Genomic DNA, 13,769 nt, shown 5'->3' with positions numbered 1-13,769 from the left:
GCTCAGCCGTCCGCCTCCTCGCGGAAGGCGGCGGCCTCCTCCAGGTCGAGCCGGCGGAGCAGGGTCCGCATCATCTCGTCGTCGATCCGGCGGGCGTCGCGCAGTCGCACGAAGACCTCCCGCTCGGCGTCGATCATCTCGCGCGAGAGGCGCCGGTAGGTGTCGTCCGCTGTCTCCCCGGTGGCCTCGTTGACGGCCCCGAGGCGCTCCCAGACCGCGTTGCGCCGCCGTTCCAGGACCGTGCGGAGCCGGTCCGCGAGGGGCTGTGGCAGCGCGTTGCGCTCGTCGGCGAGGAGCGCGTCGAGGCGTTCCTCGGCGGCCCGCGAGGCCTCACTCTGGGCCTGCGCCTCGGCCAGGGTCTCGGCGTACCTGTCCCGCCCGGGGAGCTTCAGGAACCGGATGAGGGGCGGCAGGGTGAGGCCCTGGACCACCAGGGTGCCGATGACCGTGGTGAAGGTGAGGAAGAGGACGAGGTTGCGGGCGGGGAACTCCTCGCCGTCGGTGACGACGGGGATGGAGAAGGCGATGGCGAGGGAGACCACACCGCGCATGCCGGCCCAGCCGACGACGAGCGGCGCCTTCCAGTCGACTCCGGGTTCCCGTTCCCTGACGCCGGCGGAGAGCCACCGTGGCAGGAAGGTCGCCGGGTAGACCCAGACGAACCGGACGACGACCACGGCGACGAACACTCCGACCGCGTACCAGATCGCCTCGCCGATGCCGTACCGCCCGAGGCCCTGGACGACGTACGGAAGCTGAAGACCGATCAGGGCGAAGACGGCGGATTCCAGGATGAAGGCGACCATCTTCCAGACGGCCTCCTCCTGGAGCCGGGTCGCGAAGTCGACCTGCCAGGCCCGGTGCCCGAGGAAGAGGCCGACCACGACGACGGCGAGGACTCCTGAGGCATGGACCTCCTCGGCCGCCGCGTAGGCGACGAAGGGGATGAGGAGGGAGAGCGTGTTCTGGAGGAGGGAGTCACCGAGGCACCGGCGCAGCCAGTGGATGGGAACCATGAGGACCAGGCCGACGCCGATGCCGCCGAGCGCCGCGAGCGCGAACTCCCCGATGCCGCCGGCCCAGCTCACGCCCTCGCCGACGGCCGCGGCGAGGGCGACCTTGAAGGCGGTGATGGCGGTGGCGTCGTTCACGAGGGACTCGCCCTGGAGGATCGTGGTGATCCGGTGGGGCAGGCCGAGCTTGCGGGCGATCGCGGTGGCGGCGACCGCGTCCGGCGGGGCGACGACCGCGCCGAGCACGAGCGCCGCGGTCAGCGGGAGGTCGGGCACGAGGACGTACGCGAGCCAGCCCACCGCCACGGTGGCGAAGAGGACGTACCCGACGGAGAGCAGGGCGACGGGCCGGATGTTGGCCCGCAGATCGAGGTACGAGGAGTCGACCGCCGCCGTGTAGAGGAGGGGCGGCAGGATCAGCGGCAGCACGATGTGCGGGTCGAGGGTGTAGTCGGGTACCCCGGGGACGTACGAGGCGACGAGGCCCACGGCGACCAGGAGCAGCGGAGCGGGCACCGGGGTCCTGCGGGCGAGTCCCGCGATGGCGGCGCTCGCCGCCACCAGTGCCACCAGCTGCAGTGCGTTCATGCCCGTCCCTGTCCTGATCCGCCACGTAACCTGGCCATCATGAGTGAGTGCCCGCACGTTGCCGAAATGCCGCGCCCCGAACCGGCGCCGGCGGCCGACACCTGCCCCGAGTGTCTGGCGGACGGCACGCACCCCGTCCAACTGCGCCTCTGCCTGACGTGTGGCCACGTCGGCTGCTGCGACTCCTCGGCGGGGCGGCACGCGACGGGGCACTTCAGCTCGACCGGGCACCCGGTGATGCGGACGTTCGAGCCGGGCGAGGCCTGGCGCTGGTGCTTCGTGGACGGCTCGATCGTCTGAGCTCCGGAGGTCGGGCCGGGGCGGCCGAAAAGCCCCCCTTCACCCCCTTTGCGGGACCGGTTCGATCCTCCGACCGTACGACCGTCCGGCGATTCGGCCGTCGGGTGGTTCGCCCGCTCTCCGGTTGGGTACGTCACCCCTCCGCCGGTCGCACGTTTCCGGCCCCGGCGGACCCCCGACCACCATCCGCATCCATGGCCCTACCATGGGTGATGATCGATGGCGGGGGGTCGACAGGGGCTGGGAACTCGCGGCGACACGGCGGGACGGATCGCGATAGCGTCACGGCGGACCGCGCAGCCCCCTGCGCACCGCCCGGTTCGGGGCCTCTCCCCCCGAGCCCCGAATGAGCTTGTGCCACCTTGGAGGTGAGGGTGTCCCAGATCGCAGGCGAGCCCGGGACCCAGGACTTCGTGGAAGTCCGGCTGCCCGCTGCGGGTGCCTATCTGTCCGTGCTGCGTACGGCCACGGCCGGCCTCGCGGCGCGCTTGGACTTCACCCTCGACGAGATCGAGGACTTGCGGATCGCGGTCGACGAGGCCTGCGCCATCCTGCTCCAGCAGGCCGTGCCCGGATCCGTCCTCAGCTGTGTGTTCCGGCTGGTCGACGACTCCCTCGACGTGACCGTCTCCGCCCCGACGACCGACGGCCGGGCGCCCGAGCGGGACACCTTCGCCTGGACGGTGCTGTCGGCACTGGCCGGGAAGGTGGAATCGTCGGTGGCCGACGACCGTACGGTCTCGATCAGCCTGTACAAACAGCGCGGCGCGGGGCCAGGCCCGGCGTGAGGAGCGGGGACGCGACGGCCGGCATCCCTGAGCAGCAGGCGCGGCCGCACGAGGTCGCTACGGAGCAGGCGGACCAGATGAGCGAGCACGAGCAGCACCACGATGTTCCGGGGGCACCAGGGGTCTCCGAGGCGGCGCAGGAGCCCGGGCCCGAGGCGGAGGCCTCAGCGGCCAAGGCCGAGGACGGTGACCGTGACGGCGAAGGAGCCGACGAGGCTCCGGACGTCGCCCCCACCGTCCCGGATCCGCACGACCGGAGCGCCGCCCGCGCTCTCTTCGTCACGCTGCGTGAGCTGCCCGAGGGCTCCCCGGAGAAGGCGGAGCTGCGCAACCGGCTGGTGCGGATGCACCTGCCGCTGGTGGAGCACCTGGCCCGGCGCTTCCGCAACCGCGGCGAGCCGCTGGACGACCTGACCCAGGTGGCGACCATCGGCCTGATCAAGTCGGTGGACCGGTTCGACCCGGAGCGCGGTGTCGAGTTCTCGACGTACGCGACCCCGACGGTGGTCGGCGAGATCAAGCGCCACTTCCGCGACAAGGGGTGGGCGGTGCGGGTTCCGCGCCGGCTCCAGGAGCTGCGGCTCTCGCTGACCACGGCGACGGCGGAGCTGTCCCAGCAGCACGGCCGCTCACCCACGGTCCACGAGCTGGCCGAGCGGCTCGGGATCTCGGAGGAGGAGGTCTTGGAGGGTCTGGAGTCGGCGAACGCCTACTCGACGCTCTCCCTGGACGTTCCCGACACGGACGACGAGTCCCCCGCGGTGGCGGACACGCTGGGCGCGGAGGACGAGGCCCTGGAGGGGGTCGAGTACCGCGAGTCGCTCAAGCCGCTCCTGGAGGACCTGCCGCCCCGGGAGAAGCGGATTCTGCTGCTCCGGTTCTTCGGGAACATGACCCAGTCGCAGATCGCGCAGGAGGTGGGCATCTCGCAGATGCACGTCTCCCGGCTGCTCGCCCGGACGCTCGCGCAGCTGCGGGAGAAGCTGCTGGTGGAGGAGTAGGACCGGTTACGCGGTGTCCTGACCGGGGCGCCGGATGCCGAGCGCCTCGGTCGTGGCCGGGTTCACCAGGAGGACGAGCCCGGTGACGGCCAGGACGCCGAGGACGACACCGGCCGGGATCATCGCGCTGTTCGCCTGGAGCATCTGCCAGGCGACCGGCAGCGCCAGGATCTGGGTGATCACGGCCGGGCCCCGGCTCCAGGAGCGGCGCAGCCACAGGCCCCGGGCCGCGGCGAGCGGAATCAGCCCGAGTGCGACGAGCGTCACGGCGCCGGTCATGGCACCGGTGAGGTCGCCGGACTTCCCGGTCAGGGCGTCCACCAGCATGTAGACGCCCCCGGCGACGAGCCCGAGGGCCTCGATGCCGGCCACGGCCGCGGCGGCGGCGAGGCGGGCGGGGCGGGGGGTCTGCTCCGTACTGCTCATGGAAGGCAGGGTATCCGGGGCCCGGCAGGCTCTGCGGGGTCGCCCTGGGCTGGGCCCCGGTACCGCCGGGTAGGTACGCTGGCGCCCATGCGCGCACTTCTCGTGGTCAACCCGGCAGCCACCACCACCAGTGCCCGCACCCGCGACGTGCTCATCCACGCGCTCGCGAGCGAGATGAAGCTCGAGGCGGTCACGACCGAGTACCGCGGGCATGCCCGGGACCTGGGCCGGCGCGCCGCCGACGCCGGCAACATCGACCTCGTCGTGGCCCTCGGCGGCGACGGCACGGTGAACGAGGTCGTCAACGGACTGCTGCACGACGGGCCCGACCCCGACCGGCTGCCCAGCCTCGCGGTGGTGCCCGGCGGGTCGACGAACGTGTTCGCCCGCGCCCTCGGGCTGCCGAACGACGCGGTGGAGGCGACCGGCGCCCTGCTCGACGCACTGCGTGAGCGCCGGACACGCACGGTGAGCCTCGGGCTGGCGTCCGGGGCGCCGGGTACGGAGGACGAATCGGTGCCGTCGCGCTGGTTCACTTTCTGCGCCGGGCTCGGTTTCGACGCCAGCGTCATCGGCCGGGTCGAACAGCAGAGGGAGCGCGGGAAGCGGTCCACGCACGCCCTCTATCTGCGCCAGGTGTTCCGCCAGTTCCTGGAGGAACCGAACCGCCGGCACGGCACGATCACCCTGGAGCGCCCCGGCTCCGAGCCGGTCGAGGACCTGGTCCTCTCCATAATCTGCAACACCTCCCCCTGGACCTACCTGGGCAATCGTCCGGTGTACGCGTCCCCGGAGGCTTCCTTCGAGACCGCGCTCGACGTGCTCGGACTGCGCCGTCTCTCCACTCCGGCGGTGGCCCGTTACGCCACTCAGTTGCTCACCTCGACCCCCGAGCGGGGACCGCGCGGCAAGCATGCGACGACTCTGCACGACCTGACCGACTTCACCTTGCATTCGAAGGTTCCCCTCCCCCTGCAGATGGACGGAGACCACCTCGGACTGCGTACGAGCGTCGCGTTCACAGGCGTACGCCGTGCACTGCGTGTGATTGTGTGAGTGGAAGGGCCCAAAGTCCTTTCACTCGAACGTTTAGGCGCGCATCCACCCCTACGAAGTACGGCTGTGACCTAGCCGACACCGAGGAATCAAAAAAAACTTTCCGGAAGGGGTTGTATCCGTTGCTGGGGTTTGGGAGTCTCTTCTTGGCGATCGGGACGGCCCGCAACACCGGCCTCCACTGAGAGCCAGAACCCCTCCTCAGTAACAAGGACCACACCAGTTCACCTGGCAGTCGGCCCTTCCCTTGCGGGGGGATTCGTGAAAGCGTTCACATTCACAAGCAACTCGCACGAAACACTGAGAGAGGTAGCAGCCATGGACTGGCGTCACAACGCCGTTTGTCGTGAGGAAGACCCCGAGCTGTTCTTCCCCATCGGCAACACCGGTCCTGCGCTGCTGCAGATCGAGGAAGCCAAGGCCGTCTGCCGCCGCTGCCCCGTCATGGAGCAGTGCCTGCAGTGGGCGCTCGAGTCCGGCCAGGACTCCGGCGTCTGGGGTGGCCTCAGCGAGGACGAGCGCCGCGCGATGAAGCGCCGCGCCGCTCGCAACCGGGCGCGTAACGCCAGCGCCTGACGCCCACCGACAGCCTGAGGCCGACGGCGCATACATCGCGTATGCAATCACCGCCCTTGAGCCGCAGCGCGCAGCAGTAACCCACAGCATTCGAGCCCCGGACCGATTCCCTTCGGTCCGGGGCTCGCTGCTGTTCTCCGTCGCGTCCTACTTCTGCGGCTGCACGGGGATGTCGAGAACCACCTTCGTACCGCGCTCCGCGCCGGGGAGCATGTCGAAGGAACCGCCCAACTCCCCCTCCACCAGGGTCCGTACGATCTGGAGGCCGAGGTTGCCGGCCCGCTGCGGGTCGAAGCCCTCGGGCAGACCGCGGCCGTCGTCCTGCACCGTGATCAGGAGCCGGGCGTCCGCCCTCGGCTCGCCGCGTACGGCGGTGACCTCGACGGCGCCCTCGTCGCCCGGGGCGAACGCGTGCTCCAGCGCGTTCTGCAGGACTTCGGTGAGGACCATGGAGAGCGGGGTCGCGACCTGGGCGTCGAGAATGCCGAAGCGGCCGTTGCGCCGGCAGGTGACCTTGCCCGGGGAGATCTCGGCGACCATCGCGATCACCCGGTCGGCGATCTCGTCGAACTCCACCCGCTCGTCCAGGTTCTGGGACAGCGTCTCATGGACGATGGCGATCGAACCGACGCGCCGGACGGCCTCGTTGAGCGCCTCGCGACCCTGGTCGGAATCCATCCGGCGGGCCTGGAGACGCAACAGGGCGGCCACCGTCTGGAGGTTGTTCTTCACCCGGTGGTGGATCTCCCGGATGGTGGCGTCCTTGGTGATCAACTCGCGCTCGCGGCGACGCAGTTCGGTGACGTCCCTGAGCAGGACCAGCGAACCGATGCGGGTGCCCTTGGGCTTGAGCGGGATGGCCCGCAGCTGGATCACCCCGCTGTTGCCCTCGACCTCGAACTCGCGCGGCGCGTAGCCGGAGGCCAGCGTGACCAGGGCCTCGTCCACCGGGCCGCGGGAGGGGGCCAGTTCGGCGGTGATCTGACCGAGGTGCTGACCGACGAGGTCGGCGGCGAGGCCGAGCCGGTGGTACGCGGAGAGGGCGTTGGGCGAGGCGTACTGGACGACACCCTCGGCGTCCAGGCGCACGAGGCCGTCGCCGGCCCGGGGCGAGGAGTCCATGTCGACCTGCTCGCCGGGGAAGGGGAACGTTCCGGCGGCGATCATCTGGGCCAGGTCCGACGCCGACTGGAGGTAGGTGAGCTCCAGGCGGGAGGGGGTGCGGACGGTGAGCAGGTTGGTGTTGCGCGCGATGACGCCGAGGACCCGGCCCTCGCGGCGCACGGGGATGGACTCGACCCGTACCGGGACCTCCTCGCGCCACTCCGGGTCGCCCTCGCGGACGATCCTGCCCTCGTCGAGCGCGGCGTCGAGCAGCGGGCGGCGCCCGCGCGGCACGAGGTGGCCGACCATGTCGTCCTGGTAGGAGGTGGGGCCGGTGTTGGGCCGCATCTGGGCGACGGACACGTACCGCGTGCCGTCGAGGGTCGGGACCCAGAGGACGAGGTCGGCGAAGGAGAGGTCGGAGAGCAGCTGCCACTCCGACACCAGCAGGTGGAGCCACTCGAGGTCCGAGTCGCTCAGGGCGGTGTGCTGGCGCACGAGGTCGTTCATGGAGGGCACGGTGCGAGCGTACCCGCGGAATAAAGGGGCGGTGAACCTGGATCTATCCGGCTCCGTGCTGGAGGATGGGCCAGGAAGCACCGCGTTCCTGTGGATGGACAGACAAGAATGGTCTAGTCCACAATGAATGCAATAGACCTCCATCCTCCCCGCACAGGAGGATGGACCGAGGTACCCGACGCTCTCTGCCCTGACTGCGTCGAGACCTCCCACAACGGCCGAGGGACCGCACACCCCCGGCCGGAGAAACTCCGGGCTGCGGTGCCGGGCGGGCTGAGGGTCCCGTCAGGCGCCGCGGCCCGCGGGTGTTTCCGGGGGCTTTTCGGGTGTTTCCGGGGCCTCTGCGGCGGCCGGCGGCCAGGCCCGCATCGCCGTCTCGGCCACGGCCGTGAGCTCCTCCGCCGTCGCGCCGTCCCTGGCCTGCTGGGACAGGCCCTGGAGGACGGCGCCGCTGAAGCGGGCGAGCGCGCGGGCGTCCACGTCGGGGGGCAGGTCGCCCGACTCGACGTCCCGGCGGATCCTGGCCTCGAAGGTCGACAGGTTCTCGTTCCGGCGCGCTCTGAGGGCCTCCTCGACCTCGGGGGTCGAGCAGTTCGTCGCCGCCGAGATCATCAGGCAGCCGCGGGGGTGACCCGGTTCCGTGAAGAGCGTGGCGGCCTCGCGCAGCATGCGCCCGATGGCCTCGCGCGCACTCCTCTCCTCCGCCAGGGCCCGGCCGCCGTAGGCGCCGTAGGACCCGGCGTATGCCTCGACGACCTCCTCGAACAGGGTCTTCTTGTCGCCGAAGGCGGCATAGAGGCTGGGGGCGCTGATGCCCATGGCGCGCGTGAGGTCGGAGACGGAGGTCGTCTCGTAGCCGTGCTCCCAGAAGGCCATCGTGGCCTGTTCGAGGGCCGTGAGCCGGTCGAAGGAGCGGGGGCGGCCGCGCTGTCTCGTCACCATGGAGTGAATTCTATAGCGCTCGATACGAAAGGTGGGGTACGGTCTTTTCGTAACGACCACTACACAAGTGAGGGGGGCGTCGCCATGGGCGTGCTCGCGGGGAAGACGGCACTGGTCACGGGCGGAAGCCGGGGCATCGGGCGGGGGATCGCCGAGCGGCTCGGCCGCGAGGGGGCGCGGGTCGCGGTGCACTACGGGAGCAATGAGACGGCGGCCAAGGAGACGGTCGCGGCGATCGAGGAGGCCGGCGGCGAGGCCTTCGCGCTCGGCCAGGAGCTGGGGGTGCCGGGGGACGCGGCGGCCCTGTGGGAGTCGTTCGACGCGGCCGTCGGCGGCGAGGGCGGTCTGGACATCCTGGTGAACAACGCGGGGATCGCGGCGTCGAAGCCGTTCGCGACACTCGACGAGGAGGAGTACGACCGGGTCTTCGCCGTCAACGCCAGGGCGCCGTTCTTCCTCGCCCAGCTGGGCGCGGGTCGACTGCGGGACGGCGGCCGGATCATCAACATCTCGACCGGCCTGACCAAGACGGCGGCCATGCCGGACCTGATCGCCTACTCGATGTCGAAAGCCGCGCTCGACGTGTTCACCCGGGACCTGTCCAAGGTCCTCGGCCCCCGGCGCATCACGGTCAACGCGGTGGCGCCGGGAATCATCGACACCGACATCAACGCGGACTGGCTGCGGGGCGACGAGCAGGCCTGGGCCGGGGCGGCGGCGATGTCGGCGCTCGGCGGGGTCGGCACCCCGGCGGAGATAGCGGACGTGGTGGCCTTCCTCGCCTCCGAGGACGCGCGCTGGGTGACGGGCCACTGGATCGACGCCACGGGCGGCTCGCTGGCCTGAACGGGGGCAGGAGGGCTCCGAGTGGCTGGTGCGGCGGGGGCGGCCGACGATGGAGTCGGTGGCCGTCCGTGGGGTGGAACGGCATGAGGAGACGGCCTCTCCTCTGCTAGATTTGGCCTTGGATTGGTCTATACCACACGGCCCTTCACCAGCCCCTCACCAGATCGGCAGGCACAGCGTGGAAGTTGTCATCGTCAAGGACGCCAAGGCGGGCGGCGAACTCATCGCGGACGGCATCGCCGACCTCCTGCGCCGTAAGCCGGACGCGCTGCTCGGCGTGGCCACCGGATCGACTCCGATCCCGATCTACGACGCCCTGATCGCCCAGGTCAAGGCCGGCGGCGTGGACGCCTCCCGGGCCCGGATCGCCCAGCTGGACGAGTACGTCGGGCTGCCGGCCGGGCACCCGGAGTCGTACCGCTCGACCGTGCTCCGCCAGGTCGTCGAGCCGCTCGGGCTCTCCCCCGAGGCGTTCATGGGCCCGGACGGCTCCGCCGAGGACGTCCTGGCCGCCTGCGAGGCGTACGACAGGGCGCTGGCCGAGGCCGGTGGCGTGGACCTGCAGATCCTCGGCATCGGCACCGACGGGCACATCGGCTTCAACGAGCCGTGCTCCTCGCTCGCCTCCCGCACCCGGATCAAGACGCTGACCGAGCAGACCCGCGTGGACAACGCACGGTTCTTCGACAACGACATAGAGCAGGTGCCGCACCACGTCATCACCCAGGGCATCGGCACCATCCTGGAGGCCCGCCACCTGGTGCTGCTCGCCACCGGCGAGGGCAAGGCCGAGGCCGTGGCGCAGACCGTCGAGGGCCCCGTGGCGGCGCTCGTGCCGGCCTCCGCGCTCCAGCTGCACCCGCACGCCACGGTCGTGGTGGACGAGGCCGCCGCCTCCAAGCTGAAGCTCGCGGACTACTTCCGCCACACCTTCGCCAACAAGCCCGCCTGGCAGGGCATCTAGACCCGCACGCACTCCACACGCGCTCCCCGTACGTGAAGGGGCCCGGCACCTTGATCCAGGTGCCGGGCCCCTCCGCGTACGGGAGTCGCTCAGGAAGCGGTACCGACCACGGCCTCCGCGGCCGCGCGGCCGCAGACCCGGGCAGCGCCGTGGGTGGCGATGTGCAGGGCCCCACGGGGCTCGGCCTCGTTGAGGCCCATCTCCACCACCACGGTGTCGGGGCGGGCCGCGACGAGGCTGTCCAGGGCCTCCGTCATCCACGGGTGCCGGTGGGCGTCGCGTACCACCGCCACGATCCGCCGGTCCCCCGCGGCGGCGAGGACCGCGTCCACGGAGGAGTCGGCGTAGGAGCCGGTCTCCGTGCCGGGCAGCAGTCGCCCGAGTTCGGCGGCGATGCCCCAGGGCGTCTCGTCGCCGACCGCGAAGTTGGCGACGGGCGTGAAGGAGGCCACGTACGGAGCGCTGGTCATCGGCGTGTACGGCCGCTCCCCCCGGGTCACCTTGAGCGCCCGGCGGGCGGCGACGAGTCCGATGTCGGCGCCGGGCGCGGTCCCCTCCTGCACTGCCGCGCCCGGCACCGTCTCAGCCCCGCCCCTCGCCCGGTGCGACTGGGTCCAGGCCGCCAGGGCGCGCACGCGCGCCGCGGCGTCGGCCAGCCGCTCCTCGGGCAGTTCACCGGTCCGTACCGCGTTCACGAGCGCGTCGCGCAGCCGCAGTACGGTGCCCTCGTCGCACAGCCCGCCGCCGACGCAGATGGCGTCGGCGCCCGCGGCGATGGCGAGGACGGATCCGCGCTCGATGCCGTACGTCGCCGCGACGGCCTGCATCTCCATGCCGTCGGTGACGATCAGCCCCTCGAAGCCCAGTTCCTGGCGGAGCAGACCGGTGAGGATCTGCGGGCTCAGGGTGGCCGGGCGGTGCGGGTCGAGCGCGGAGAGCAGAATATGCGCGCTCATGACCGCTTTGGTACCCGCGGCGACGGCGGCGCGGAAAGGTACCAGCTCACGGGCGTGCAGTGTGGCGAGGTCCACATCGATCCGGGGCAGCGCGTCGTGGGAGTCCACGTTCGTGTCGCCGTGTCCGGGGAAGTGCTTCGTGCAGGCCGCGACCCCGACTCCCTGGAGGCCGTCGACGTACGCCACGGTGTGCCGGGCGACCAGGTCCGGGTCCGGCCCGAAGGACCGGACGCCGATGACCGGGTTCTCGGCGTTGGAGTTGACGTCCGCCGAGGGCGCCCAGTTGAGGTCGACCCCGCACCGGGCGAGCCGGCGGCCGAGCTCGCGGGCCACGGCCCGGGTGAGTTCGACGTCGTCCACGCTGCCGAGCGCGTAGTTGCCGGGGAACGACGAGCCCTGCTTGACCTCCAGGCGGGTGACGTCCCCGCCCTCCTCGTCGATGGCGACGAGGACGTCGTCCCGCTCGGCCCTCAGCTGCGCGGTGAGCGCGGCGAGCTGCTCGGGTCCTGCGATGTTCCGGCCGAACAGGCCGACCGACGACAGGCCCTCGCCGATGCGGCGGAGCAGCCAGTCGGGGGCGGTGGTGCCGACGAAGCCCGGCTGGAGCACCGTGAGCGCGTCACGGGTCAGGGTGTCCGTGCCGTGTACGAGTGTGGTCATGGGGCCCTTATCCCTTCACCGCGCCGGCGGTCATGCCGCCGACGGCCTTGCGCTGGAGGAAGAGGAAGACGACGAGCACGGGAAGTGCGAAGAGCGTGGAGGCGGCCATGGTGGCGCCCCAGTCGCTGCCGAACGCGGTCTGGAACTGGGTCAGCCAGAGCGTCAGGGTCTGCGACTCCTTGTCCTTGTTCAGCATGAGGATCATGGCGAACTCGTTCCAGGCCGTGATGAAGCCGAAGAGCGAGGTCGACATCAGGCCGGGGGCCAGGAGCGGGAAGATCACCTTGCGGAAGGCCTGGCCACGGGTGCAGCCGTCGATCTGCGCGGCCTCCTCCAACTCGACCGGGACGGCGGCGATGAAGCCGCGCAGGGTCCAGATCGTGAACGGGAGGACCATGACGAAGTAGACGAGCGTGAGCATCGGAATGCTGTTCAGCATGTCGTTCTCACGGGAGATCATGTACATCGCGATGACCATGACCTCCCAGGGGGCCATCTGGGCCAGCATCACGATGAGGACGATGCCCTTGCGGCCCTTGAACCTCATCCGGGCGATGGCGAAGCTCGCGGCCAGGGCGACGAGGAGGGCGAGCAGCACGGCCCCGATGGTGACCATGAGGCTGTTGGTGACGTACGTCCAGAAGAGGTCGACACCGGTCGCCGTCGTGTAGTTCTCCAGCGTCGGCGTGAAGACGAAGACGGGGTCCTTCGTCATGATCTCGTGCTGCGGCTTCAGCGAGGACGAGAACATCCAGTAGACGGGGAAGACGAACACCACCGCGAGGACGAGGGCGCTGACGTTCTTGGCGACAGTGCCGACCGTGAGCGGCTTCCTGGTGCGCAGTTTCTGCGGAGTCTGGGTGGTGGCGCTCACAGCTCCTCCTCCTGCTTCAGGATCAGGCGGAAGTAGAAGGACATGACCGCGATGAGCATCACGATCGTCAGGATGGAGATGGCGGCGGCGACACCGTAGTGGAACTGGCCGACGCCCTCGATGTAGGCGTAGACCGGGAGGGTCTCGGAACCGCGGTCGGGGCCGCCCTGGTTCATGGCGTAGACCTGGGCGAACGCCTTGAAGATCCAGATGATCTCCAGGAAGGTCGTGATCATGAAGAAGGACTTCAGGTTCGGGAAGACCACGGCCCAGAAGGTCCGCCAGCCGCTGGCGCCGTCCATCTTGGCGGCCTCGTACAGCTCGGTCCCGACGGTGGTCAGGCCGGCGTACATGTTGAGGGCGACGAAGGGGACGGAGCCCCAGACGAGCAGGAGCAGGATGATGACCAGGGTGGAGAAGCCGGTCTCGAACCAGTTGTGCTGCTCGTAGCCGGAGAAGCCGAGCGTGCGCATCACCCAGTTGGCGACGCCGAACTGCTCGTCGAAGAGCCAGCGGAAGACCGTGACGGAGGCGACGATCGGCATGGCCCAGGCGAACATCAGGGACAGCGAGAGGACCAGGCGCATCTTCTTGCCGAGCCGGTTCAGGAGCAGTCCGATGCCGGTGCCGATCGCCATGATGAGGGCGACGTTGACGGCCGTGAAGACGACGCTTCGGACGACGACGGTCCAGAAGTGCGAGTCGCCGAGGAGCTCGGTGTAGTTGTCGAAGCCGGTCCACACCGTCTCGCGGGTGATGAACTCCTTCCGGTTGAGCTGCTGGAAGGAGAGGATCACATTGCGGATCAGCGGGTAGAGCAGGAGCGCCGCCATCGACAGCAGGGCCGGCGCGACGAGCAGGTACGGCAGCAGCCCGCTGGGCAGGGAGCGTCTGCCGCGTGGAGGCTGAAGGACTTCCTTCGGGCCCGAAGAAGGTGGCGGAGTCTGGGACTTTCCTGCCGCCCTTCCGGGCGCGTCCTGAGGATCGGCGGTCGCCGTCCCCTGGGAGTCCACGGTCATGGTCTTATTCCTCGCGGTTCTGGGGCTCCCGCGCCCACCGGGGCGCGGCCCGGGGGAGCGGGCCGCTGATCACTGCATCACTGCACAACGCCCGGTGGTGGGGGGGGGGGGGGGGGGGGGGGGCGCCCGGGGGGGGG

Annotated in this window: 14 protein-coding genes; 7 read left to right on the top strand and 7 right to left on the bottom strand. The window is 70.5% G+C overall.

Annotated elements, in window-relative coordinates:
- Nucleotides 1-2: 2 nt before the first annotated feature.
- Complete coding sequence (locus tag ACIA8N_RS08270) at nucleotides 3-1,601, bottom strand: Na+/H+ antiporter (RefSeq protein ID WP_365782209.1); 1,599 nt, start codon at nucleotides 1,599-1,601, stop codon at nucleotides 3-5.
- Nucleotides 1,602-1,640: 39 nt separating this feature from the next.
- Between ACIA8N_RS08270 and ACIA8N_RS08265 the strand changes: the two genes are divergently transcribed.
- The 3 genes from ACIA8N_RS08265 to ACIA8N_RS08255 all read left to right on the top strand — a co-directional run bounded on the left by ACIA8N_RS08265 (nucleotide 1,641) and on the right by ACIA8N_RS08255 (nucleotide 3,690).
- Nucleotides 1,641-1,901: a UBP-type zinc finger domain-containing protein gene (locus ACIA8N_RS08265; RefSeq protein ID WP_365782212.1), complete on the top strand. Its 261-nt coding sequence runs from the start codon at nucleotides 1,641-1,643 to the stop codon at nucleotides 1,899-1,901.
- A gap of 374 nt (nucleotides 1,902-2,275) precedes the next feature.
- Nucleotides 2,276-2,689 carry an anti-sigma regulatory factor gene (locus ACIA8N_RS08260; RefSeq protein WP_019889334.1) on the top strand — a complete coding sequence of 138 codons (414 nt, stop codon included), beginning with the start codon at nucleotides 2,276-2,278 and terminating at the stop codon, nucleotides 2,687-2,689.
- Nucleotides 2,686-3,690, top strand: coding sequence for an RNA polymerase sigma factor SigF (locus ACIA8N_RS08255; RefSeq protein WP_399415939.1), 1,005 nt, complete (start codon nucleotides 2,686-2,688; stop codon nucleotides 3,688-3,690). Before ACIA8N_RS08260 ends, ACIA8N_RS08255 begins: the two co-directional genes overlap by 4 nt.
- Before the next feature lie 6 nt (nucleotides 3,691-3,696).
- Here ACIA8N_RS08255 and ACIA8N_RS08250 read toward each other — a convergent pair whose 3' ends face one another.
- A complete protein-coding gene (locus ACIA8N_RS08250) occupies nucleotides 3,697-4,116 on the bottom strand; it encodes a hypothetical protein (protein WP_365782215.1) in 420 nt (139 codons plus the stop codon).
- 87 nt (nucleotides 4,117-4,203) lie between these two features.
- Here ACIA8N_RS08250 and ACIA8N_RS08245 point away from each other — a divergent pair, with 87 nt between their 5' ends.
- Together ACIA8N_RS08245 and ACIA8N_RS08240 are read left to right on the top strand one after the other, a co-directional pair.
- Nucleotides 4,204-5,172 (top strand): diacylglycerol kinase family protein, encoded by a 969-nt coding sequence (locus ACIA8N_RS08245; protein ID WP_365782217.1) that lies wholly within the window; start codon nucleotides 4,204-4,206, stop codon nucleotides 5,170-5,172.
- Between the two features lie 318 nt (nucleotides 5,173-5,490).
- Nucleotides 5,491-5,748 carry a WhiB family transcriptional regulator gene (locus ACIA8N_RS08240; RefSeq protein ID WP_003953983.1) on the top strand — a complete coding sequence of 86 codons (258 nt, stop codon included), beginning with the start codon at nucleotides 5,491-5,493 and terminating at the stop codon, nucleotides 5,746-5,748.
- Nucleotides 5,749-5,895: 147 nt separating this feature from the next.
- Here ACIA8N_RS08240 and ACIA8N_RS08235 read toward each other — a convergent pair whose 3' ends face one another.
- Together ACIA8N_RS08235 and ACIA8N_RS08230 are read right to left on the bottom strand one after the other, a co-directional pair.
- Nucleotides 5,896-7,362: a sensor histidine kinase gene (locus ACIA8N_RS08235; protein ID WP_030553379.1), complete on the bottom strand. Its 1,467-nt coding sequence runs from the start codon at nucleotides 7,360-7,362 to the stop codon at nucleotides 5,896-5,898.
- 294 nt (nucleotides 7,363-7,656) lie between these two features.
- On the bottom strand, nucleotides 7,657-8,313 hold the full coding sequence (locus tag ACIA8N_RS08230) for a TetR/AcrR family transcriptional regulator (protein ID WP_365782219.1): 657 nt from the start codon (nucleotides 8,311-8,313) through the stop codon (nucleotides 7,657-7,659).
- Between the two features lie 84 nt (nucleotides 8,314-8,397).
- Here ACIA8N_RS08230 and ACIA8N_RS08225 point away from each other — a divergent pair, with 84 nt between their 5' ends.
- Entirely contained in the window at nucleotides 8,398-9,159 is a 762-nt protein-coding gene (locus ACIA8N_RS08225; RefSeq protein ID WP_365782221.1) for an SDR family oxidoreductase, read from the top strand.
- Nucleotides 9,160-9,337: 178 nt separating this feature from the next.
- Nucleotides 9,338-10,123, top strand: a complete 786-nt coding sequence (nagB, locus tag ACIA8N_RS08220) for a glucosamine-6-phosphate deaminase (RefSeq protein ID WP_365782223.1) — start codon at nucleotides 9,338-9,340, stop codon at nucleotides 10,121-10,123.
- Between the two features lie 89 nt (nucleotides 10,124-10,212).
- Here the strand turns inward: nagB and ACIA8N_RS08215 are convergent, their stop codons facing one another.
- From ACIA8N_RS08215 to ACIA8N_RS08205, 3 genes are read right to left on the bottom strand one after another with little or no spacing between them, the layout of a single operon-like run.
- On the bottom strand, nucleotides 10,213-11,739 hold the full coding sequence (locus ACIA8N_RS08215; RefSeq protein WP_365782225.1) for a glycoside hydrolase family 3 N-terminal domain-containing protein: 1,527 nt from the start codon (nucleotides 11,737-11,739) through the stop codon (nucleotides 10,213-10,215).
- Between the two features lie 7 nt (nucleotides 11,740-11,746).
- Nucleotides 11,747-12,613: a carbohydrate ABC transporter permease gene (locus ACIA8N_RS08210; protein ID WP_078623429.1), complete on the bottom strand. Its 867-nt coding sequence runs from the start codon at nucleotides 12,611-12,613 to the stop codon at nucleotides 11,747-11,749.
- Nucleotides 12,610-13,632: a carbohydrate ABC transporter permease gene (locus ACIA8N_RS08205; protein ID WP_030207372.1), complete on the bottom strand. Its 1,023-nt coding sequence runs from the start codon at nucleotides 13,630-13,632 to the stop codon at nucleotides 12,610-12,612. The genes ACIA8N_RS08210 and ACIA8N_RS08205 overlap by 4 nt, the downstream gene beginning before the upstream one ends.
- Nucleotides 13,633-13,769: the final 137 nt, after the last annotated feature.

This window comes from Streptomyces sp. NPDC051822 (assembly GCF_044452745.1).
In the GTDB taxonomy this organism is placed as follows: domain Bacteria; phylum Actinomycetota; class Actinomycetes; order Streptomycetales; family Streptomycetaceae; genus Streptomyces.
This window is presented reverse-complemented; position numbering and strand designations above follow the sequence as displayed.